The organism is Flavobacterium sp. ENC (genome assembly GCF_020991415.1).
Lineage (GTDB): Bacteria > Bacteroidota > Bacteroidia > Flavobacteriales > Flavobacteriaceae > Flavobacterium.
Window position 1 is genome coordinate 760,759 of sequence record NZ_JAJMOY010000001.1, and the last position, 21,475, is coordinate 782,233.

The 21,475-nt window shown below is 33.9% G+C and carries 18 protein-coding genes and 1 tRNA gene; 14 read left to right on the top strand and 5 right to left on the bottom strand.

What is annotated here, in order from left to right:
- Positions 1 to 612: 612 nt before the first annotated feature.
- Positions 613 to 846 carry a DUF2007 domain-containing protein gene (locus LPB89_RS03170; RefSeq protein WP_127338066.1) on the bottom strand — a complete coding sequence of 78 codons (234 nt, stop codon included), beginning with the start codon at positions 844 to 846 and terminating at the stop codon, positions 613 to 615.
- A 174-nt stretch (positions 847 to 1,020) separates the two neighbouring features.
- Between LPB89_RS03170 and rnr the strand changes: the two genes are divergently transcribed.
- From rnr to LPB89_RS03185, 3 genes are read left to right on the top strand one after another with little or no spacing between them, the layout of a single operon-like run.
- Positions 1,021 to 3,201, top strand: coding sequence for a ribonuclease R (gene rnr / locus LPB89_RS03175; RefSeq protein WP_230700226.1), 2,181 nt, complete (start codon positions 1,021 to 1,023; stop codon positions 3,199 to 3,201).
- Between the two features lie 24 nt (positions 3,202 to 3,225).
- Positions 3,226 to 3,894, top strand: a complete 669-nt coding sequence (locus LPB89_RS03180) for a head GIN domain-containing protein (RefSeq protein ID WP_230700227.1) — start codon at positions 3,226 to 3,228, stop codon at positions 3,892 to 3,894.
- A 14-nt stretch (positions 3,895 to 3,908) separates the two neighbouring features.
- Complete coding sequence (locus tag LPB89_RS03185) at positions 3,909 to 4,589, top strand: LysE family translocator (RefSeq protein ID WP_127338063.1); 681 nt, start codon at positions 3,909 to 3,911, stop codon at positions 4,587 to 4,589.
- Between the two features lie 279 nt (positions 4,590 to 4,868).
- Here the strand turns inward: LPB89_RS03185 and LPB89_RS03190 are convergent.
- Both LPB89_RS03190 and folB read right to left on the bottom strand, forming a co-directional pair.
- Positions 4,869 to 4,939 (bottom strand) — tRNA-Cys (locus tag LPB89_RS03190).
- Between the two features lie 93 nt (positions 4,940 to 5,032).
- Positions 5,033 to 5,392, bottom strand: coding sequence for a dihydroneopterin aldolase (gene folB, locus LPB89_RS03195; RefSeq protein ID WP_127338061.1), 360 nt, complete (start codon positions 5,390 to 5,392; stop codon positions 5,033 to 5,035).
- Between the two features lie 107 nt (positions 5,393 to 5,499).
- On the opposite strand from folB, the gene LPB89_RS03200 reads away from it, so the two are divergent.
- The 5 genes from LPB89_RS03200 (at position 5,500) to LPB89_RS03220 (ending at position 10,136) form a co-directional block, all read left to right on the top strand.
- Positions 5,500 to 7,617 (top strand): glutamine--tRNA ligase/YqeY domain fusion protein, encoded by a 2,118-nt coding sequence (locus tag LPB89_RS03200; RefSeq protein ID WP_230700228.1) that lies wholly within the window; start codon positions 5,500 to 5,502, stop codon positions 7,615 to 7,617.
- A gap of 890 nt (positions 7,618 to 8,507) precedes the next feature.
- On the top strand, positions 8,508 to 8,987 hold the full coding sequence (locus LPB89_RS03205) for a hypothetical protein (protein ID WP_230700229.1): 480 nt from the start codon (positions 8,508 to 8,510) through the stop codon (positions 8,985 to 8,987).
- 91 nt (positions 8,988 to 9,078) lie between these two features.
- Complete coding sequence (locus LPB89_RS03210) at positions 9,079 to 9,405, top strand: YtxH domain-containing protein (RefSeq protein ID WP_230700230.1); 327 nt, start codon at positions 9,079 to 9,081, stop codon at positions 9,403 to 9,405.
- Positions 9,406 to 9,528: 123 nt separating this feature from the next.
- Positions 9,529 to 9,879, top strand: coding sequence for a competence protein (locus LPB89_RS03215; RefSeq protein WP_127338057.1), 351 nt, complete (start codon positions 9,529 to 9,531; stop codon positions 9,877 to 9,879).
- A 2-nt stretch (positions 9,880 to 9,881) separates the two neighbouring features.
- Complete coding sequence (locus LPB89_RS03220; RefSeq protein WP_230700231.1) at positions 9,882 to 10,136, top strand: DUF6327 family protein; 255 nt, start codon at positions 9,882 to 9,884, stop codon at positions 10,134 to 10,136.
- A 23-nt stretch (positions 10,137 to 10,159) separates the two neighbouring features.
- On the opposite strand, the gene LPB89_RS03225 is transcribed toward LPB89_RS03220, so the two are convergent.
- On the bottom strand, positions 10,160 to 11,146 hold the full coding sequence (locus tag LPB89_RS03225; RefSeq protein WP_230700232.1) for an SPFH domain-containing protein: 987 nt from the start codon (positions 11,144 to 11,146) through the stop codon (positions 10,160 to 10,162).
- 123 nt (positions 11,147 to 11,269) lie between these two features.
- Complete coding sequence (gene gltX / locus LPB89_RS03230) at positions 11,270 to 12,775, bottom strand: glutamate--tRNA ligase (RefSeq protein WP_230700233.1); 1,506 nt, start codon at positions 12,773 to 12,775, stop codon at positions 11,270 to 11,272.
- Positions 12,776 to 12,936: 161 nt separating this feature from the next.
- On the opposite strand from gltX, the gene LPB89_RS03235 reads away from it, so the two are divergent.
- From LPB89_RS03235 to LPB89_RS03260, 6 genes are all read left to right on the top strand, one after another.
- The gene (locus LPB89_RS03235; protein ID WP_230700234.1) at positions 12,937 to 16,353 is read left to right on the top strand and encodes a DUF4175 family protein; all 3,417 of its coding nucleotides are present in this window, start codon (positions 12,937 to 12,939) and stop codon (positions 16,351 to 16,353) included.
- The gene (gene ybeY, locus LPB89_RS03240) at positions 16,350 to 16,769 is read left to right on the top strand and encodes an rRNA maturation RNase YbeY (RefSeq protein ID WP_230700235.1); all 420 of its coding nucleotides are present in this window, start codon (positions 16,350 to 16,352) and stop codon (positions 16,767 to 16,769) included. The genes LPB89_RS03235 and ybeY overlap by 4 nt, the downstream gene beginning before the upstream one ends.
- Positions 16,770 to 17,115: 346 nt before the next feature.
- Entirely contained in the window at positions 17,116 to 18,987 is a 1,872-nt protein-coding gene (gene mnmG, locus LPB89_RS03245) for a tRNA uridine-5-carboxymethylaminomethyl(34) synthesis enzyme MnmG (RefSeq protein ID WP_230700236.1), read from the top strand.
- Positions 18,988 to 19,197: 210 nt separating this feature from the next.
- Complete coding sequence (locus LPB89_RS03250) at positions 19,198 to 19,662, top strand: GNAT family N-acetyltransferase (RefSeq protein ID WP_230700237.1); 465 nt, start codon at positions 19,198 to 19,200, stop codon at positions 19,660 to 19,662.
- Positions 19,663 to 19,751: 89 nt separating this feature from the next.
- A complete protein-coding gene (locus LPB89_RS03255; RefSeq protein WP_230700238.1) occupies positions 19,752 to 20,600 on the top strand; it encodes a bifunctional 2-polyprenyl-6-hydroxyphenol methylase/3-demethylubiquinol 3-O-methyltransferase UbiG in 849 nt (282 codons plus the stop codon).
- Positions 20,601 to 20,845: 245 nt separating this feature from the next.
- The gene (locus LPB89_RS03260) at positions 20,846 to 21,427 is read left to right on the top strand and encodes an OmpH family outer membrane protein (RefSeq protein WP_230700239.1); all 582 of its coding nucleotides are present in this window, start codon (positions 20,846 to 20,848) and stop codon (positions 21,425 to 21,427) included.
- Positions 21,428 to 21,475 lie beyond the last annotated feature (48 nt).

Below are 21,475 nucleotides of genomic sequence, written 5' to 3' on the forward strand. Positions count from 1 at the left end.
CTTACATAATATCACAACCTTAACACTTATCAACAATCTTAACATCTCTGTAATAATCTGATAATCAATTAGAAATGAATAACTTTTTTGTTAAAATTTTAGAATGTTAATACTAAAAGCTAATTCGTTGATATTCAGTTAACTTTAAATTAACATTATTTGTTAATAAGTTCGGATAGAAAATTAGAAGTTTTTTTTGGTTGTGTCGAAAAAAAACCTAATCCAAAACTGCAATGAAAAAACCTAATAAAGTTTGATGAATTTTTAGAAAAGTTATCAATATCGAAAATGCCATTTTCAACAAAATTCAGGTTATGAAGTTATCTACAAAAGGAATCCATTTTCGGTTGTCAACCATTGTTAATTAAAAATGAAAAAGGCCTAAAAATTAATCCTTTAACCAAATATAACTATGTTGATAACTCTATATAAGTAAGTAAAACTTCATTTCAATACATTTAAAAATAAATTTATACGACATATTAACACACTATAATAACCATCAAAAATTAATTAAATTTAAAATTTTCTTTTTGTTGTATTTAATATATGTTGACAACTTTGAAAGTTTAAAAGAGAAAAAAAATTTTTGAGAATGAAAAAAAGAACTGTTTAAACGATTTTGAGAGGATTGTTGAGATTGTCCAGAATTTCCTGAACTTGTTCGAAATCGTTAGGATGGATTTTGAGTTTGATTCCGCCAAGTGCTGCCGAATACATTGGAACAACCGATAATGTCATTTCATTTTCAAAAAAATAAGGTATTCCTTCCTGCTCTAATAAATGTTTCAGAATAACCGTTTCGTGGTCATAATTGAATATGGCAATCGTTTTAAAGCTTTCCATAAAAGGTATTTTTGTAAAAATTTGAAATGAGCAGTACTGTAAATTTGTCGTTGAGACTATCTAAATATACAAATTAGAAATCACCTTTGAAAGTTATAATTTTAATAATTCTATTTGTTAAAATCTGTTATCTGATATCTTATTTGTAATTTTAAACTTTATAAGAAAAGATATATGAGTAAGAAAATTAGAAAGCCGATAAAAAATGAGAATGATTTCTCTAGTAAAATATTTAAAATTTTATCGCAAAGCCCTAATAAAGCATTTAATTACAAACAGATAGGAGCAAAACTTGAACTTGATGATACCAAAAGCAGAAACCAGATTATAAAAGATCTAAAAATTCTGGCTGCTTCAAAAAAAATTATAGAGTCTGAACCCGGTAAATTTTTGGTAAAAGCCGAAAGCCAGGATTATTACGAAGGAACAATTGATATGACAAGCCGTAAAACAGCTTATTTTATTTGTCCTGATTTTACAGAAGATGTTTTTATCCCGACCAATAATCTGAATCGTGCGCTGGACAAGGACAAAGTAAAAGTGTATGTTTATAACAGAAGAAAAGGAAAAAGACCTGAAGGTGAAGTAATTGAAGTTGTAGAAAGAAATAAAACCGACTTTGTTGGAGTAATAGATATTCAGGCCAATTTTGCTTTTGTATCGACGGCAAATCCTAAAATGTATACCGATATTTTTATCCCAAAAGATAAAATTGGAGAAGCAGAAAACGGGGATGTTGTTTTGGTTACAATAGAAGACTGGCCAAAAAGAGCAGACAGTCCGTTTGGATCTGTCGTTAAAGTTTTAGGAAAACCGGGAGAACACAATACGGAAATCCATGCTATTCTGGCGGAATACGGATTACCGGCAGATTTTCCGGTAGAAGTAGAGGTCTTTGCACAGAAAATAGACACTTCGATTCAGGAGGCTGAGATTGCAAAACGTCGTGATATGCGTGATACACTTACGTTTACGATAGATCCGAAAGATGCAAAAGATTTTGATGATGCCTTGTCTTTCAAAAAGCTGGAGAATGGCAATTACGAAATCGGAATTCACATTGCCGATGTTTCGTACTATCTGGAAGAAGGAACAATCCTGGATGATGAAGCCTATCAACGTGCCACTTCGGTTTATTTAGTAGACAGGGTAGTGCCAATGCTTCCGGAAGTTTTATCTAATTTTGCATGTTCGTTACGTCCGAATGAAGAAAAATATACGTTCTCAGCTATTTTTGAAGTGGCAGAAAATGCACAGGTAATCAACCAGTGGTTCGGAAGAACTGTAATTTATTCCGATCAGCGATTTGCCTATGAAGAAGCACAATATATCATTGAAACAAAAGACAATACAATTCCGGTTGATATTTCAATCACAGGAGAATCGTATGTAGTTTCAGATGAAATAAGGGATGCTACTTTAAAATTAGATGACTTAGCCAAGATTCTGAGAAAGAAAAGAATGGCAAACGGTGCTATTTCTTTTGATAAAGTCGAAGTGAAATTCAACTTAGATGAACAAGGGGAACCGGAAGGCGTTTATTTCAAAGTTTCAAAAGATGCCAATCATCTGATTGAGGAATTCATGCTTTTAGCCAACAGAAAAGTGGCGGAATACATTGGTAAACAAAAGAAAACATTTATTTACAGGATTCACGATGAACCCAACGAAGACAAGTTAATTGCGATGCAAACCGTAATTGCTAAATTCGGATATAAAATAGATTTCCGTAACAAAGGCGATATTTCGAAGTCATTGAATGCATTGATGGAAGAAGTAAACGGTAAAAAAGAGCAAAACTTAATTGATACGCTTGCGATCAGAAGTATGAGTAAAGCCAAATATTCAACAGAGAATATTGGTCATTACGGTTTGGCTTTTGATTATTACAGTCATTTTACTTCGCCAATTCGACGTTATCCTGACGTTATGGTGCATCGTTTGCTGCAATATTATTTAGACAACGGCGCCTCTGTAGACGAAGAAGTATATGAAACGAAATGTCTGCATTGTTCGAATATGGAAAGTTTAGCCACCAATGCAGAACGTGACAGTATCAAATACATGCAGGTTAAATACATGCAGGACCATCAGGACGAAGAATTCCTTGGAGTTATTTCCGGTGTTACCGAGTGGGGAATTTATGTTGAAATCGTTTCTAACAAATGTGAGGGAATGGTGAGAATCAGAGAAATAAAAGATGATTATTATACTTTCGATGAAAAGCAATATGCCCTGGTTGGAGCTACTTCAAACAGTATTTTACAATTAGGTGATGAAATATATGTAAAGGTTAAAAATGCCGATTTAGTTAAAAAACAACTGGATTTTCATTTTTTAAGAAGAGCAGAATAGAAGTTTAATTTAAAAAATAAAAGTATGAAAAAGTTAATTATAGGAGCTGCAATTTTATTTGTTCAGATGTCTTTTGGTCAGGTTACCAAAGATTTAGGTGATTTTGATTCGGTAAAAGTTTTCGATAAGCTAAGTGTAAAATTAGTACAGTCTTCAGAAAATAAGATTGTAATTAAGGGAGCACGTGAATCAGAAGTTGAAGTTGTTAACAAGAAAGGATTATTAAAATTAAGAATGCCTTTTCCTAAATTATTATCCGGAGATGATCTGGATATTACCGTATATTACAAACATTTAGAGCTTATAGATGTAAATGAAGGGGCTTATGTTTCCAGTAAAGAAGCAATTAAAGCAACTGCTTTTAAAGTAAGTGCCCAGGAAGGCGGTAAAATCAATGTGGATTTAGATGTTAACAAGCTAAAAGTAAGTTCTGTATCCGGTGGAGAAATTACCCTAAGCGGTAAAGCCGATAATCAGGATGCAAGTTTAGGAGCTGGCGGATATCTTCTGGCAAGTAAATTAAGTACTGCACAAACAACAGTAAGCGTTTCTGCGGGAGGAAAAGCAGATGTGAATGCTTCTACACTTGTTGATGCAAAAGTGAGCGCAGGAGGCTCTATTTACATTTATGGAAAACCGAAACAGATTAATCAGAAAACGGTTTTTGGAGGTAAAATTGAAGAAGTAAAATAAGAAATTATATTTGAATGATAAATGATATTTTAGCTGGACTGCCATGGGGACTTTTCCTAAGCTTTATGGTAGGTCCGGTATTTTTTATACTACTGGAAACCAGTATTACAAAAGGATTCAGGGCTGCGATAGTTTTTGATCTTGGTGTAGTATTAGGTGATATTTTTTTTATAGGAATTGCGTACCTGGGAAGTTACAGATTAATTCAAAGCTTAAAAGATAAACCTGCACTTTTTATTTTTGGAGGTATAATTATGCTGGCATACGGTATAATTTCTTTTATAAAATTAAAAAATGACGAAAAAATAAACGACGAAGAAATAGATCGTGATATTATAAAAAGAAACTACGGCAGTTTGTTTATAAAGGGATTTTTACTCAACGTTATTAACATTGGTGTACTGGGTTTCTGGCTGGCAGTTATCATTTCTGTAGGACCAAAATTAGACATGCAAAATTCAAGAATGTTTACTTTTTTTACTTCTGTAATCATTACTTATTTAGTAGTTGATTGTCTTAAAATATTATTAGCCAAACAATTAAAATCTAAGATGACACCCACTAATATCGTAAAAATAAAAAAAGCAATTAGCATTGTTTTAATGGTTTTCGGAGTAGTGCTAATCACTCAGGGATGGTTTCCAAAAGAAAAAGAAATGGTTAGAAATGCCTTTGAGAAGATTGAGAAGAAGTAGTTGTTAACAACTCAAAACATAATTTAAAACCTCTGAATTTCAGAGGTTTTTTTCTTTTAAACCCGACAGGTTTTTAAAACCTGTCGGGTTTGTTATAAGTTATCATCAGGATTCGAACATAAATCTTTATCTAATTTTTTCTAAAAATTAACCACAAAAAAACCTTCAGGGAAACCTGAAGGTTTTAGAGGTATCGTCCGGATTCGAACATAAATCTTTACCTAATTTTTTCTAAAAATTAACCACAAAAAAACCTTCAAATTGCTTTGAAGGTTTTAGAGGCATCGTCCGGATTCGAACCGGAGTAGGAGCTTTTGCAGAGCCCAGCCTAGCCGCTCGGCCACGACGCCGTAGTTGAACGGATGGCAAAAGTAACTAAAATCTTTAAAATTCAAAACTTTAAAAGTAACTATTTTAAAAAATTAGTTTTTTACAACCAGGAATTACAGCCTTTTTTCGGTCATTTTTATAGTAACTGATTCAACATCACCGCCAATAGGAGGATTTATTTTAGAAACCCAAACCGTAGTTTTTTCTATTGAACTGATCTCTGCCAATACACGAATATTGATTCTTTTGGCCACATGCTCCAATAAATGCGAGCGAATAGCCATTTCTTCCGTAACAATTTTATTCAAATGCACATAATCAACAGTGTCAGCCAGATGATCTGTTTGTGCGGATTGCTGCAAATTGGTTTTGATTTTGAGATCAACAGTATAGTCTGATCCAATTTTTCCTTCTTCAATCAAACATCCGTGGTAGGAGAAAGTGCGAATGTTTTTTAGTTTTATAACTCCCATATTCTTGTTGTTTCAGGTTTAAAGTTTCAGGTTTAATGCCAGTTAAATAACTTTAAACCTGAAACCTGAAACCTTTTTTTTATCTTTGCTAAAATTACTATAAAATAATGGCATCAGAAGAGAAATCACTCAATTTTATTGAACAAATCATAGAAGAAGATCTGAAATCAGGTCTGTCAAATAACAAACTTCATTTTCGTTTTCCACCGGAACCAAACGGTTATTTACACATTGGGCATGCAAGTTCTATTGCATTAAATTTTGGTTTAGGAATTGATTATCAGTCTCCTGTGAATTTACGTTTTGATGATACCAATCCTGAAAAAGAAGAACAGGAATTTGTAGATGCTATTAAAAAAGATGTAGAGTGGTTGGGGTATACCTGGTCAGAAGAGCGATATGCTTCCGATTATTTTCAGCAGTTATATGACTGGGCCGTTTTATTAATTAAAAAAGATAAAGCTTATGTGGACAGTCAGTCTTCTGAAGATATGGCGATTCAAAAAGGAACTCCGTCTACGGAAGGTGTTGATAGTCCGTACAGAAACCGTTCTGTTGAAGAAAATTTAGATTTATTCGAAAGAATGAAAAATGGTGAATTTGAGGCTGGAACGCACATTCTTCGTGCAAAAATAGACATGAAATCTACCAATATGCTGATGCGTGATCCGATCATGTACAGGATTTTGCACAAGCATCACCACAGAACGGGAGATACCTGGAAAATCTATCCAATGTACGACTGGGCACACGGACAAAGTGATTATTTGGAGCAAATTTCACACTCCTTTTGTACACTTGAATTCCTGCCGCACCGTGAATTATACGATTGGTTTTTAGATCAGATTTTAGAAGATAATAAACTGCGTCCAAAGCAAAGAGAATTTGCCAGACGTAATCTTTCACATACCGTTGTGAGTAAAAGAAAATTACAGCAACTGGTTAAGGAAAAGCATGTTAACGGATGGGATGATCCAAGAATGTCAACCATTTCAGGATTGAGAAGACGTGGTTATACTGCTGCTTCCCTGCGTAATTTTGCTAATACCATTGGAATTGCAAAGCGTGATAATTTAATAAATGTATCGGTTTTAGAATTCTGTATTCGCGAAGATCTGAATAAAATTGCCCCTCGTGTCATGGCTGTTTTAGATCCGGTAAAATTGATTATTACCAATTATCCGGAAGGAAAAGAGGAGTGGCTTGAAGCTGAAAACAATCAGGAAGATGAGAGTGCCGGTTTCAGAAAAGTACCTTTTTCCAGAGAATTATATATCGAAAGAGAAGACTTTTTAGAAGAAGCTCCGGCGAAATATTTCCGCCTGACTTTAGGAAAAGAAGTACGCCTTAAAAATGCGTATATCATTAAAGGTGAAAGTGTTATAAAAGATAGTGAAGGAAATATTACAGAGATTCACGTGACTTATGATACCGATTCTTTAAGCGGAAGCGGGACAGAAGCAAGCCAGAGAAAAGTATCCGGTACCTTGCATTGGGTTTCTATTTCACATGCAGTTCAAGCCGAAGTTCGTATGTACGACCGTTTGTTTACAGATGAAGCACCGGACAGTTATAAAGAGAAAAACTTCCTGGATTTTGTGAATCCAAATTCATTGGAAGTGATTACCGGGTTTGTAGAACCAAGTCTGGCAACCGCTCAAAATGAAGATAAATTCCAGTTTCAGCGTTTGGGTTATTTTACGGTGGATAAGGACTCAACTCCTTCAAAATTAGTATTTAACAAAACAGTTGGACTGAAAGATGCCTGGGAAGAAAAAGGTAAAAAAGAAGAAAACAGTATCAATAATTCTTTAAAAGAAATCAATAAATATTTTAAAGTAGAGACAAAACCGGAGCGTATTGCAATTGAAAGTGCAATAGGGGAGAGCATCAAAAATGTTTCCAGTTTTTCTTTACTGCAAAATTCATTGAAGAAGAATATTAACAATAATAAAGGCTCTTTGTTATTTGCTCAGTTTATTTTAAAATACTCCATTTTGAAATCAGCCGATTTTGAAGAAGACGATATTAAAAAATTATATACGATGTCTTTGAGAAGTGAGTCAACTTATGTTCGTTCGAAAGCACTATTAAATTTAAGAGATATTGAAAATAGTAGTCTGAAAAATCAATTTGATGATGAAATTTTGAAATTGTATTCTAATCCTCCAAAAAGTGCTTCTGAAACAGAAATTGAAATTCTGGCAGAGATGGTAAAAAAATAATATCAATATAATCTATTAAAAAGCGCTTCTTGTAAGCGCTTTTTTTTATTATTTAAAATTTCTATTATAAATGTAATATTTATAGATTTTTTAGATTAAAAGTGACTTCTATAAATGAATTTTAAGCGCATTTTTTACTTCTTCCACCTCGTTAATCCTCTTTTAAAAAATCATTAAACAGAATGCTTTATTTTAATTTTAGACTCCATTTTGCTTTGTTTTTCGGGTTGTTAACATGTGATTGTTTATAACCCTGAATAGAAATCTATTTGTTGTAAAATTCCAGATTTTCATTTTTTTCAGTTGTAATTTAAAAACAGTGACTTTTTATTATATCAATTTTAACTATTGTATTTTTATATTTTTACTTCTTTAGCTATTATTTATTAAATCTATTGTTATTATAAATTTAATAGTATAATTTGATTAAAAACAACCTTCATAAATTGATTTTAAGCCTCTTTTTTATTTCTTCCATCACATTAATCATCTTTTGAATTATTGTCGATTTTTAAGCTTTATTTAAGTTTTAGGCGTCATTTTTCTTAGTTTAACGGGTTATTAACATACAATTGTTTATAAAGTTGGTATTTTTATCCAACGTCAAATTTAAAGTGTTCAATTTCTAAAATGCACTTAGAATCGAATCTGAGTTTTTCTAAAATTTAAAATAAATAATTTTTGATTTTAGAGGGAATTCTAATCTGAATTCAAAAATTGATTTTATGGTCAATTGTAATTGTGATTGTATTTTGATAATACTTATAGCGTAAAAGTATTTTTTAGAACATGTTCATAATTTAAAAATTTCATGGAATTAATTTTAGGGTTATTTGAAATTTTGTCTTTCGCTTTGGCATAAACAATTTTAATCCTTAAATTTTAATATTATGAAAATTCTATTTTTTACGCTGTCTATTTTATTTGTGAACATCGCCATTTCTCAAACACACCAAATTATCAAACACAACGGTGAACAACTTGATGTTAATTTTATAAAACTCGAAAACGATTTTGTTTATTATACTTTCGACGGAAGTGCCGAAGAACATAAAATTAGCAAATACGCTGTTTCCAAGATTACCAACAAACAATCCAGTCAAACACAAAAAATATCTGATAAAGTTATAGTAGATTCAAAATCCGATTATAAATTCGTTACCGTTTTATCTCAGGACAAGACAATAGGTTTAAAACAAGCAGCTAATTTTTCAGGAGTCTCGACGAAGACAAAAGGGGAGCCGCCAATCGCAAACCAGAATCATACCGCTATGAGAATCAAAACAGAGTCTGCTTCCAAAGGATATCCGTTTGTAAGTATTGTTCAGAAAGCAGATGGAAAGTATGAGGCTGTTGCTTATGTGTATTAAATTTAGTACTAAAAGCTATTAAATTACAATTAATCAATAATTTATAATTCAAAAAAAGACTACCTTTAGTAATCATTTAAATTTTAATATTATGTCAAAAAACGTAAATACAGTTGCAGCAATTTTAGCTGGAGCTGCAGTAGGAGCGGCGATCGGAATTTTATTTGCTCCGGATAAAGGATCAAAAACCCGTGCGAAACTAAAAGAAGGTTTGGATGATGCAACGCATAATCTGCAGGATTCGATTTCAGCCGGTTCTGAAGTGCTGCGTGAAAAATTTGCAACTGCAAAAGAAAATCTTGACGGGACTTACGGCGAGTTACTCTCTAATATGAGTTATAAAACAGAAGAAGTGATCAGCTTTTTAGAATCTAAACTGGCTGACCTAAAAGCACAAAACGCTAAACTTCAGAAATAATAATCCGGAAGCACAAAGCTCAGATTGATTTGATATTGTTTCGGTTATTTTATTTTTAGAATAATCCGGTTTCAATTTTCGAATCAGGAGTTTTGTGCTTCTTTTTTAATTTAAATTACAATTATGGCTTTTGAAGAATTAAAAGAAAACACTGAAAATATTCAGGACCAGGCTAAAGTTTATCTCGATAGTCACTTGGCGTATTACAAACTTTGGGGTTTTAAAGTGGCTATGAAATCCACCACTTTAATTTTTAAGTTTACTTTGATTTTATTGTGTTTCAGTATGGTCATGATTTTTGGATCTTTTGCCGCAGCGTATGCTTTTGGATCCTTATTCGAAAGTACAGCTCTCGGTTTTTTGACAGTAGGAGGGATCTATTTAGTCTTTACCATATTGCTTTTCTTCCTGAAAGACAAATTTGTGGAAGGTCCGATATTGGAGAAATTCTCAGAAATCTTTTTTAATGACTAATTATGGAAACTAAAAAATACGCATCATACGCAGAAATCGAAAGAGATCTGGAAATTCTGAAACTCGAAAAAGAGATTAATTATCAAAAATTAGTTTTAAATTTTCAAAGAACAAAAGAATCGATTACACCGCAATATATCGTAAATGGATTTTTTTCTTCTTATAAAGATTACTTCTCAAGCTCATATCCACAGATTTTGCAATCCATTTTGCCTTCTGTAATCGGTTGGTTTATCAATAAAAAAAGAGGCAGTTAAGCCTCTTTTTCGTTTTTTGATATTTATTTAATTTCTGGAGTAATGTCATCTTCGTAACCGGATTGTGGTTCAATTGGTTTAGATTTTGGTTTCTCAATTTTTTTATTGTTTTTCTTCATCATTTCACCAACCTGATTAGAGGCCGTAAAGGAAGCCACCATGTTATTTAGCATGTCACTTCCGGCTTGTGGAGAATTGGGAAGCAATATTAAGTTGGAATTTGCATCAGCTCCAATCGCCTGTAAAGTATCGTAATGTTGTGTAACCACAATAAGGGCAGAAGCTTCCTGGGAATTGATTCCAACATTGTTCAGCACTTCAACACTTTCTACTAAACCTCTTGCGATTTCACGACGCTGATCTGCAATACCCTGACCTTGTAAACGTTTACTTTCAGCTTCGGCTTTTGCTTTTGCTACAATTCTGATTCTTGAACTTTCCGCTTCAAATTCTGCTGCTGTTTTTTCTCTGTCCGCAGCATTGATTCTGTTCATGGCATTTTTTACCTGGATGTCCGGATCAATATCGGTAACCAATGTATTGATAATATCATACCCGTAAGTAGTCATGGCTTCATTCAATTCTCTTTTTACAGCAATAGCAATATCATCTTTTCTTTCGAAAACATCATCCAGTTTTAGTTTTGGAACTTCAGCACGAACCACGTCAAAAACATAAGCCGTAATCTGATCGTGTGGATATTCCAGTTTATAAAAAGCATCGTATACTTTTTCCTGGATCACTTTAAACTGAACCGAAACTTTCATTTTGATAAAAACGTTGTCTTTGGTTTTAGTTTCAATGATAACATCTAACTGTTGAATTTTAAGATTTACGCGTCCGGCAATTCTGTCAACGATCGGAATTTTAAGCTGTAAACCTGAATTTCTTACACTTAAGAATTTACCAAATCTTTCGATTACAACAGAAGATTGTTGTTTTACAGTAAAGAAAGAGGAGAGAAAAATAAAGAAACCGAAGACAATAATGACAATAAATGGAATACTCATAATGATATTGATTTAAGTTTTATGGATGCGTAAATTACGAAATTTCTTCGGTTTAGAATATAAAAAAAACGCTAAGAACATTTTATTAATGTTACTTAGCATTTATATTTAAAAGTATATCTTCTATAAAGAACTTATTGCTTTCTGAATTCTCGAAATAGTTTCTTCTTTTCCGATTATTTCAACAATGTCAAACAGGTGAGGACCTTTCAAAGCTCCAACTAAACTCAAACGGAAAGGCTGCATTACTTTACCCATACCAATTTCGTTTTTTGTTAACCAGTCTTTTACGATTGCTTCAATATTTACGGAATCAAATCCGTCAATATATTCAAGAGTTGAAATTAATTCCTGCATTAAAGTTGGAGTTTCTTCCTTCCAGTTTTTGCTTGCCTTTTCATCATATGAGGTTGGAGCCTGGAAAAAGAAATCTGTCAAATCCCAAAATTCAGAAACAAAATGAGCTCTTTCTTTAATCAAAGAAACTATTCTTGTAATATCAAATTTAGAAATATCAACACCTTTTTCTATCAAAATAGGAGTGAAGTCTTTGGCTAAATCGGCATCATTTTGTTTGATCAGGTATTGGTGATTGAACCATTTATTTTTCTCAGGATCAAATTTAGCTCCTGATTTATGAACTCTGTTTAAGTCAAAAGCATCCACTAACTCTTCAAGAGAAAATAATTCTTTATCCGTTCCGTCGTTCCAGCCTAATAAAGCAAGGAAGTTTATAACAGCTTCCGGGAAAAATCCTTTCTCTCTGTAACCCGATGAAATACCTTCTTCGGTTTTCCATTCTAAAGGAAACACAGGAAATCCTAGTTTATCACCATCTCTTTTGGATAATTTTCCATTTCCAACTGGTTTTAAAATCAATGGCAAATGTGCAAATTCCGGTGCATCCCAGCCAAAAGCTCTGTATAATAAAACATGAAGCGGCATCGATGGCAGCCATTCTTCACCACGAATTACATGTGACGTTTCCATCAAATGATCATCTACAATATTGGCCAGGTGATAAGTTGGCATTCCATCACTTTTGAATAATACTTTATCATCAAGAAGATTTGTTTCGAACTTAACATCACCGCGAATGATATCTTTCAAATGCAAAGTTTCGTCAACCGGAGTTTTAAAACGGATTACATAATGTTCTCCATTTGCAATTCTTTTAGCAACTTCGTCAGCAGAAATTACCAGGGAAGTATCTAACTTTTCACGATTGTGATGATTATAAATAAACGTTTTTCCTTCCGCTTCGTGTTGTTTTCTGTGCGCATCTAAAGCTTCCGGAGTATCAAAAGCATAATACGCCCAACCCGAACTGATCAGCTGATCGGCATATTTCTGATATATTTCTTTACGGTCACTTTGTCTGTACGGACCAAATTTTTCGTTTTTCCCAACCGTTTCTTCAGGAGCAATCCCTAACCATTCCAGTGCTTCCATAATATAGGCTTCGGCACCCGGAACAAAACGGGTCTGATCCGTATCTTCAATTCTAAGATAGAAAACACCATTATTTTTTTTGGCAAATAAATAATTAAATAGGGCAGTACGAACACCGCCAATATGTAATGGCCCTGTTGGACTAGGTGCAAAACGCACACGAACTTGCTTTGACATTTGTTTAAATTTTGATGCAAAGATACGATTCTAATTAGAAAATTAGAAAATCAGTTTAAGGAGATAATGTGTTGCTTATGGCTGAATTGACTAATTTTCTCATTGGGAATTATCTAATTAAAATTACTACTTTTATAGGTTATAAATCAAACAGATTCATTTTGAAAACAACGTCTGCCATATATCTGAAGCTTGAAGCTTTTATTAAAAAATATTATACCAATGAACTGATAAAAGGGATGCTGCTTTTTACCGGTTTTGGACTTTTGTATTTTTTGTTTACGCTTTTTATTGAGTATTTTCTTTGGTTAAAACCAACGGGAAGAACACTTTTATTCTGGCTTTTTATAGGAGTAGAAGTTTTCCTTTTGTTTCGTTTTATTTTGTTTCCAATTTTTAAGCTGTTCAAACTTCAAAAAGGAATCGATTATAATCAGGCTTCCACTATTATTGGAAATCATTTTACAGAGGTAAGTGACAAGCTGACGAATTTTTTGCAGTTGTCTGCTTCTGAAAATTCAACGGAAAGTTCAGAGTTGATGCTGGCATCTATAGAACAAAAAGCAAATTCACTGCAGCCAATTCCATTCGGGAATGCTATTAATTTTAATTCAAACAAAAAGTATTTGCCATTAGCACTCATTCCAATTTTACTTTTTGCAGTGTTTTATATCTCAGGAAACAGTACTATAATTTCTCAGAGTTTAAACAGGGTAGTACATTTCAATGCTACATTTTTACCTCCGGCACCTTTCAAATTTGTAGTGCTTAATCAGAATTTGCAAACAGAACAGAACAAAGATTTTATTGTAAAAATGGAATCAGTCGGTAAAATCGTTCCGGAGAATGTGATGATTCATATTGGTGACGAAAGCTATTTTATGGAAAGTTCCCAGCCGGGAAAGTTTGAATTCAAGATTGAAAAACCAACAGAAAATGTCTCTTTTACGTTTGAAGGAAATTCAGTTTCATCTGAAGAATATGAATTGAAAGTAATCACCGTTCCGTCAATTGCGAACTTCGAAATGGTGTTGAATTTTCCATCCTACTTAAAAAAGAAATCCGAAACCATTCAGGGAACCGGTAATGCAATCGTGCCGGAAGGAACTTTGGTGACCTGGAAAATGAATACGCAAGCGACTCAGGAGATTGTATGGAAAGATGAAAATTCAATTTTTAAATTCAATAAGGCCGAAAATGAGTTTAAATTGAGTAAAAACATCGGTCAAAATACAGAATATCAAATCCTTACTTCCAATAATAAGGTCAAAAACTATGAAAAACTGGACTATCAGCTGTCCGTTATCAAAGATCAGCATCCAACCATAACTGTTGCACCTGCGCCGGATAGTTTAAAGCTGGATAAAAGTTATGTGTTGGGAAGATTGGGAGATGATTACGGGTTATCGAAATTGCAGATTGTTTACTACGAACGTAACAAACCACAAACGGCAAAGCGTGGAACCATTCCGGTAAAGCAGACAGTATTTGATCAGTTTGTTTTTTCTTTTCCAAGTAATCTGGCGGTAGAAGAAGGAGTGTCTTATGAGTATTATTTTGAAGTTTTCGATAACGATGCGCCACACCATTTTAAGAGCACAAAGTCTTCTGTTTTTTCAGACAGAGTTTCTACAACAGATGAAGTGAATGATATGGAATTGCAGCAGCAAAATCAAAATATAAATAGTTTAGAAAAGTCGTTGAAGAACCAGACGAAACAATTGTCAGAGATGGATAAGATTCAGAATTCAGGAAAAGAAAAAGATAATCTGGAATTTAAAGATCAGCAAAAAATCAATGATTTTATCAAACGTCAGAAACAACAGGACGAATTGATGAAACAATTTGCAGAGAAAATGAACAAAAATCTTGATAAGTTTAAGGAAGATAAGAAGGATAAAACAGCGGAAGATTTACAAAAACGCTTAGAGAATGCCGATAAAGATCTGGAGAAAAACCAGAAACTATTAGACGAACTCAAAAACCTGAATGATAAATTAAACAGTGAAGACCTGTTTGATAAGATGGAAAAGTTCAAACAGATCAGTAAAAACCAATCCAAAAATTTAGAACAGTTAGTAGAGCTAACCAAACGTTTTTACGTTTCAAAGAAAGCAGAACAGGTTGCAGAGAAATTAGAAAAACTTGCAGAGAAGCAGGAACAGCTTTCTAATAAAGAAAAGGAAAACACATCAGAGAAACAGGATGAGATTAATAAATCTTTTGATAAGATTCAGGAAGATTTAAAAGACCTGAAAGAAGAAAATAAAACTTTAAAAGCTCCTTTAGATATTCCTTCGGACGCATCAAAAGAAAAAGAAGTAGAAGATGATTTGAAAAAAGCTTCTGATGAACTGAATAAAAAGAATACTTCTTCAGCGAAACCAAAACAAAAGAGTGCAGCCAAAAAAATGAAAAGCATGGCAGAACAAATGGATGCAGGAATGGAGGGTGGAGAACAGGAGCAACTGGAAGAAGATGTGGCAATGCTTCGCCAGGTGCTGGATAATCTTCTAGCGTATTCATTATCTCAGGAAGATGTGATGAAACAATTTAAAACGATGAGATTAGGTTCTTCTTTATATACAAAGAATATAAAAGTGCAGCAAAATCTAAAACAACAATTCAAACATGTTGATGATAGTCTGTTTGCTTTGTCATTGCGTAACCCTAAAGTAGCCGAAGATGTAACAAAGGAAATTGGGAATGTGCAATACAATGTCGACAAAGCTATTGAAGCGTTAACGGATGTTCAGGTTCCAAAAGGAGTTTCACACCAGCAATATGCAGTTTCCTCTGCTAATAAACTAGCGGACTTTTTAAGTGATTTACTAAACAATATGCAAATGTCAATGTCTAAACCAGGTGCAGGAAAACCAAAACCAGGTGATGGACAAGGAATGCAACTTCCGGACATTATTAAAAAACAGAAGGGTTTAGCAGATAAAATGAAAGACGGAATGAAGCAAGGAGATAAACCCGGGGACAAAAGCGGAGACAAACCAGGACAAGGTCAGGGTGAAAAACCGGGACAGGGAAAAAGCGGAAACGGAAAAGAGGGTCAGGGTAAAGATGGTCAGGGAAGTAAAGGCGGTGATAAAAGTTCTTCAGGAAAAGATGGTAAAAACGGGAAAGGGGAAAAGAGCGGAAAAGAAGGAGATGATGGCGAAGGAGATGCCGAAGCTATAATGGAGATTTATAAGGAGCAGGTAAAACTTCGTGAAGCATTACAAAAAGAATTAGCCAAACAAGGATTAGATTCTCAGGGAAAATCTGTGATCGATCAGATGAAACAATCAGAGAAGCAACTTTTAAATAAAGGATTTAAAAACGAGAACCTGCAAAGAATCTTAAATATTCAGCAGGAATTATTAAAATTAAACAATGCTGTTCAGCAACAAGGGCAGGATACGAAACGCCAGTCTGAAACAAATAAGGCTGAATTTACAAATCGTTCAAATGCTTTACCAAGCTCATTATTGGATTATTTAAACAGTGTAGAGATTTTAAATAGACAATCACTACCTTTGCGCTCAAATTTTAACCAAAAGGTTCAAGAATATTTTAATACAAAATGATCAATTTTAATTACGAAACAGATTTTAATTTAGACAACGAAGAAGCCTTTTCTAACTGGTTGAGTGCTGTTATTGTTTCTGAGAATAAAAACGAAGGGGAGATAAATTATATATTTTGTGATGATGAATATCTTCATAAAATTAATGTGGAATATCTAAACCACGATACACTAACAGATATTATTAGTTTTGATTACACTGTAGGTAACGAACTAAACGGAGACATTTTTGTTTCTGTAGAAAGAGTAGAAGATAATGCTAAAGATTTTGAGGTCTCTTTTGAAGAAGAATTAAAGCGTGTTTTAGCCCACGGTATATTACATTACTGTGGATACAAAGACAAAACAGATGCAGATGCAGATGTGATGCGTTCGAAAGAAGATGAAAAAATCGCTATGTTCCACGTGGAACTATAACTTAAATCAATAATTGTTTTCTGAAATTATGTTCCACGTGAAACACTATGAGTTTAATTTGTTTTAAACGTTCCACGTGAAACATTCAAAACTTACAATTTAACCTTTCAGATGTTTCACGTGGAACATAATATGAAGAGGTTTTATTTTGGAGATTTGGTAAAACACGTGATGTTTTTTAATCTGTTCCACGTGGAACAGATTATAGTTGGTTTGGAATTTGGAATCTAGAAATTGAAATTTCAGAGTTTGTGTTGCGCTTTAGCGCCGTTCCACGTGGAACAAAAAGTTTATAAAGTTAATTCTGAGAACCGACTTAACCGGTTTCCAGAGAATAATAAAACAAATGTTTTTAGAAGAATACGATGTTATTGTGGTGGGTGCTGGCCATGCTGGTTCTGAAGCCGCGGCAGCGGCCGCAAATTTGGGATCAAAAACTTTATTGGTTACAATGAGTTTGCAAAACATTGCACAGATGTCCTGTAATCCTGCGATGGGCGGAATTGCAAAGGGACAGATCGTTCGTGAGATTGATGCCCTTGGTGGATACTCCGGAATTGTTTCGGATAAAACGGCTATCCAGTTCAAGATGCTGAATAAATCAAAAGGACCTGCCATGTGGTCGCCAAGAGTTCAGAGCGACCGAATGCGTTTTGCCGAAGAATGGAGAATGATGCTGGAGGGAACTCCGAATCTTGATTTCTACCAGGAGATGGTCAAAGGATTGATTATTGAGAATGGAAAAATAAAAGGAATCAAAACTTCACTAGGAATTGAAATTCGTTCGAAATCTGTTGTCCTGACAAATGGAACTTTTTTGAATGGTTTGATTCATATCGGGGACAAACAATTCGGTGGAGGCAGAGCGGGTGAAAGTGCAGCGTATGGAATCACCGAAGATTTGGTTGCGGCAGGTTTTGAATCGGGAAGAATGAAAACAGGAACGCCTCCGCGAGTAGATGGTCGCTCTCTGGATTATTCTAAAATGAATGAAGAAAAAGGAGATGCAAAACCGGATAAGTTTTCGTATTCAGATGTGACATCGCCGTTGGTTCACCAAAGATCTTGTCATATGACCTATACGTCATTGGATGTACATGATATTTTGAGGTCAGGTTTTGATCGTTCACCAATGTTCAACGGTCGTATTAAAAGTATCGGCCCGAGATACTGTCCTTCGATAGAAGATAAGATAAATCGTTTTGCAGATAAAGAGCGTCACCAGTTATTTGTCGAACCGGAAGGTTGGAATACCTGCGAGGTCTATGTAAACGGATTTTCAACTTCGTTACCGGAGGATATTCAATTTAAAGCGTTGCGATCTGTAGCCGGTTTTGAAAAGGTGAAATTTTTCCGTCCGGGTTATGCAATCGAATATGATTATTTTCCGCCAACCCAATTGAAACATACTTTGGAAACAAAGCTGGTGGAAGGATTATATTTTGCCGGACAAATAAACGGAACAACAGGATATGAAGAAGCAGCCTCACAAGGATTGATGGCAGGAATCAATGCGCATTTAAAAGTGCATGAAAAAGCCCCGTTGATTTTAAAACGTGACGAAGCGTATATCGGAGTTCTGATTGATGACCTGATTACAAAAGGAACGGAAGAACCATATCGTATGTTTACGTCACGGGCAGAATACCGAACATTGTTGCGTCAGGATAATGCCGATTTCAGGTTAACGCCAATGTCGCACGAAATTGGTCTGGCGTCTGAAAAACGTTTACGCAGAATGGAACATAAATTAAACGAGTCTGAAAAGATGGTTGCCTTTTTCAAAGAAACAAGTGTTTCGATTGGAGAGGCAAATCCTATTTTGGAATCTAAAGATACAGCCCTGATTACGCAAGGTGATAAGATGTTTAAAGTTTTCTCTCGTCCTCAGATTGATTTGGAAGATATCATGAAGTTTGAGAAAGTAGCTGCGTATGTTGCAGAGAATGATTTGGATCAGGAAATTTTAGAACAAGCCGAAATCCAGGTAAAATATTCCGGTTATATTGAGAAGGAAAGAAACAATGCAGATAAGCTGACAAGACTGGAAGAAGTAAAAATTCCGGAGAACTTTGATTATAATAAAATCAAATCAATGTCGATTGAAGCAAAACAGAAACTGAGTAAAATCCGTCCCGTAACAATTTCTCAGGCTTCAAGAATCAGCGGTGTTTCGCCAAGTGATATTTCGGTATTGTTAATTTACATGGGAAGGTAGTTTTTAGTTTTCAGTTTTCAGTCTCAGTTTTCAGTTGTTTGTTCTAAATCGTAAACTGAAAACTGAGACTGAACACTGAGACTGAACACTGAGACTGAACACTGAGACTGAACACTGAGACTGAACACTGAGACTGTGACTAAAAATTGTTCCACGTGAAACTATCGGTGACAGTTCCAATATAAAGTAATTATTTTTTATCATCTACTCATGAAGATAATTGAGAAAGAAGTTTTATCATTGCAGGATAAAGAAGTGTTATTGCAACTTTGGAATAGTGAATATCCGGAGCGATTGAATTATCAGACAATGGATGAATTTGATTTGTATCTGGACGCATTATCTGAAAAGAATCATTATTTGTTAATCGATGATGAAGATAAAATAAAAGGTTGGGCATTTACGTTTTTAAGAAACGATGAAGACTGGTTTGCTGTAATTTTAAATCAGGATGTTCAGGGAACAGGAAAAGGATCGCTTCTGATTAATGAATTGAAAAAGAGGAAAGACAGTTTGAATGGTTGGGTTATTGATCACGAAAAGGATGTGAAACAAAATAAAGAGAAGTATAAATCTCCACTGTTGTTTTACATCAAAAACGGATTTGTAATTTGTACCGAAACAAGAATTGAAAACGAGAAAATGTCTGCTGTCAAAATAAATTGGAAAAAGTAAAATAAATATAAAATAAGAAGACCCTAAAAGTGAAAATTTCATTTTTAGGGTTTGCTGTGAAATTAAACCAAAATACCTATAATTAAAAAATGGACGTTTTAAATAAAAAACATTTTCTTACTGTAAAAGATCACTCGGTATCCAAAGAAATTTTCGAATTGTTTCATGATGAAAATCTCGACATGCTCATTACATCCCCGCAGCCGGATTTAGAAAATTTAGGAAGATATTACGAAAGCGAAGATTATATTTCGCATACAGACAACAAACGTTCCGTTTTTGAAAAAGCGTACCATTTTGTAAAAAATATTGCGTTGAAAAATAAACTGGATTTAATTAATTCGGAACAATCTCAAAAAGGTAAAATTTTAGATATTGGTGCCGGAACCGGAGATTTTTTATTAACGGCAAAAAATGACGGTTGGGAAACAGTCGGAGTAGAGCCGAGCGAAAGAGCAAAAGAAATCGCGATTAAAAAAGGAATTTCATTTGTAGAAGAAATAAGTGTCCTTGAAAATAATTCTTTCGACGTCATTACCATGTGGCATGTTTTGGAACACGTTCCAAATTTGGAATTACAAATTCAGGAACTGAAGCGTTTATTAAAACCAACTGGAACATTAATTGTTGCGGTTCCAAATTTCAAATCGTACGACGCTAAATATTATAAAGAATTTTGGGCAGCTTATGATGTGCCGATTCACTTTTGGCATTTTTCGAAAAAAGCGATTCAGTCCCTTTTTGCAAAAGTGGATATGAAGCTGGAAAAAGTGCTTCCGATGAAATTTGATTCTTTTTATGTGAGCTTATTATCGGAGAAATACAAAACCGGAAAAATGAATTACATTCGCGCTTTTTTTGTGGGTTTAAAGTCAAATCTGAAAGCGAAGCAAACATTGGAATATTCTTCGCACATTTACATGCTAAAAAACAGCTAAAACTTATTTTTGGCCTATTTAAGCGAAGTTTTACAGTAAAAAGGACTCTGAATATGTCTTTTTTTAGAAAATCGCTTAAAATTGAGCTAATAAATCCATTAGTAATAACAGTAAATTATAAATATTTTAAGTCCGATAACAAAAATTGATACAAGAAAAAAAGAGCATTTTTTAAACTTTATGTTGATGCTATTTATTTTTTTATATTTTTGTCTTCAACATTAAAAAAATAGAAATTAAAAAAAATGAAAAAAGCATTAGTAATTATCGCAGTTTCAATTTTAGTTGTTTCATGTGGTAAAACAGCAGAAGTTAAAGAAGTAAAAACGGCTTACGTTGATACTTCGGTTTTAATGAAAGAGTACACTGAGGCAAAAGATCTGGAAGCAAAATACAAAGGTCAGGCAGAAGAAAAAGGAAGACAACTACAAGCTGAAATTACTCGTTTTAAACAAGACGCTGCTAGTTTTCAAAGTCAGGCACAGGCAAACGGTCAGGCATGGGCACAACAAAGAGGTGCTGAGTTGCAAAAAAGAGAGCAGCAATTGGGTTACGCCCAACAAGCTTTATCTCAACAATTACAACAGGAAAGCGGAGTTGAAATGGACTCTCTTGTAAGCGGAGTGAAGAAATTCATCAAAGAATACGGTAAGAAAAACGGTTACTCTTATATCTACGGAACTGGTGATGCTGCTACAGTATTATATGCTGAAGAGAAATATGATATTACAAAAGATATCATTAAAGCTTTGAACGATAAGTACAAAGCAGCTCCTAAAACAGACGAAAAAGCTCCGGCTAAAGAAGGCGAAGAGGCTAAAAAATAAGCTTCCAAACGAACTAAATTTAAAAACCTAAATCTATCTCAGATTTAG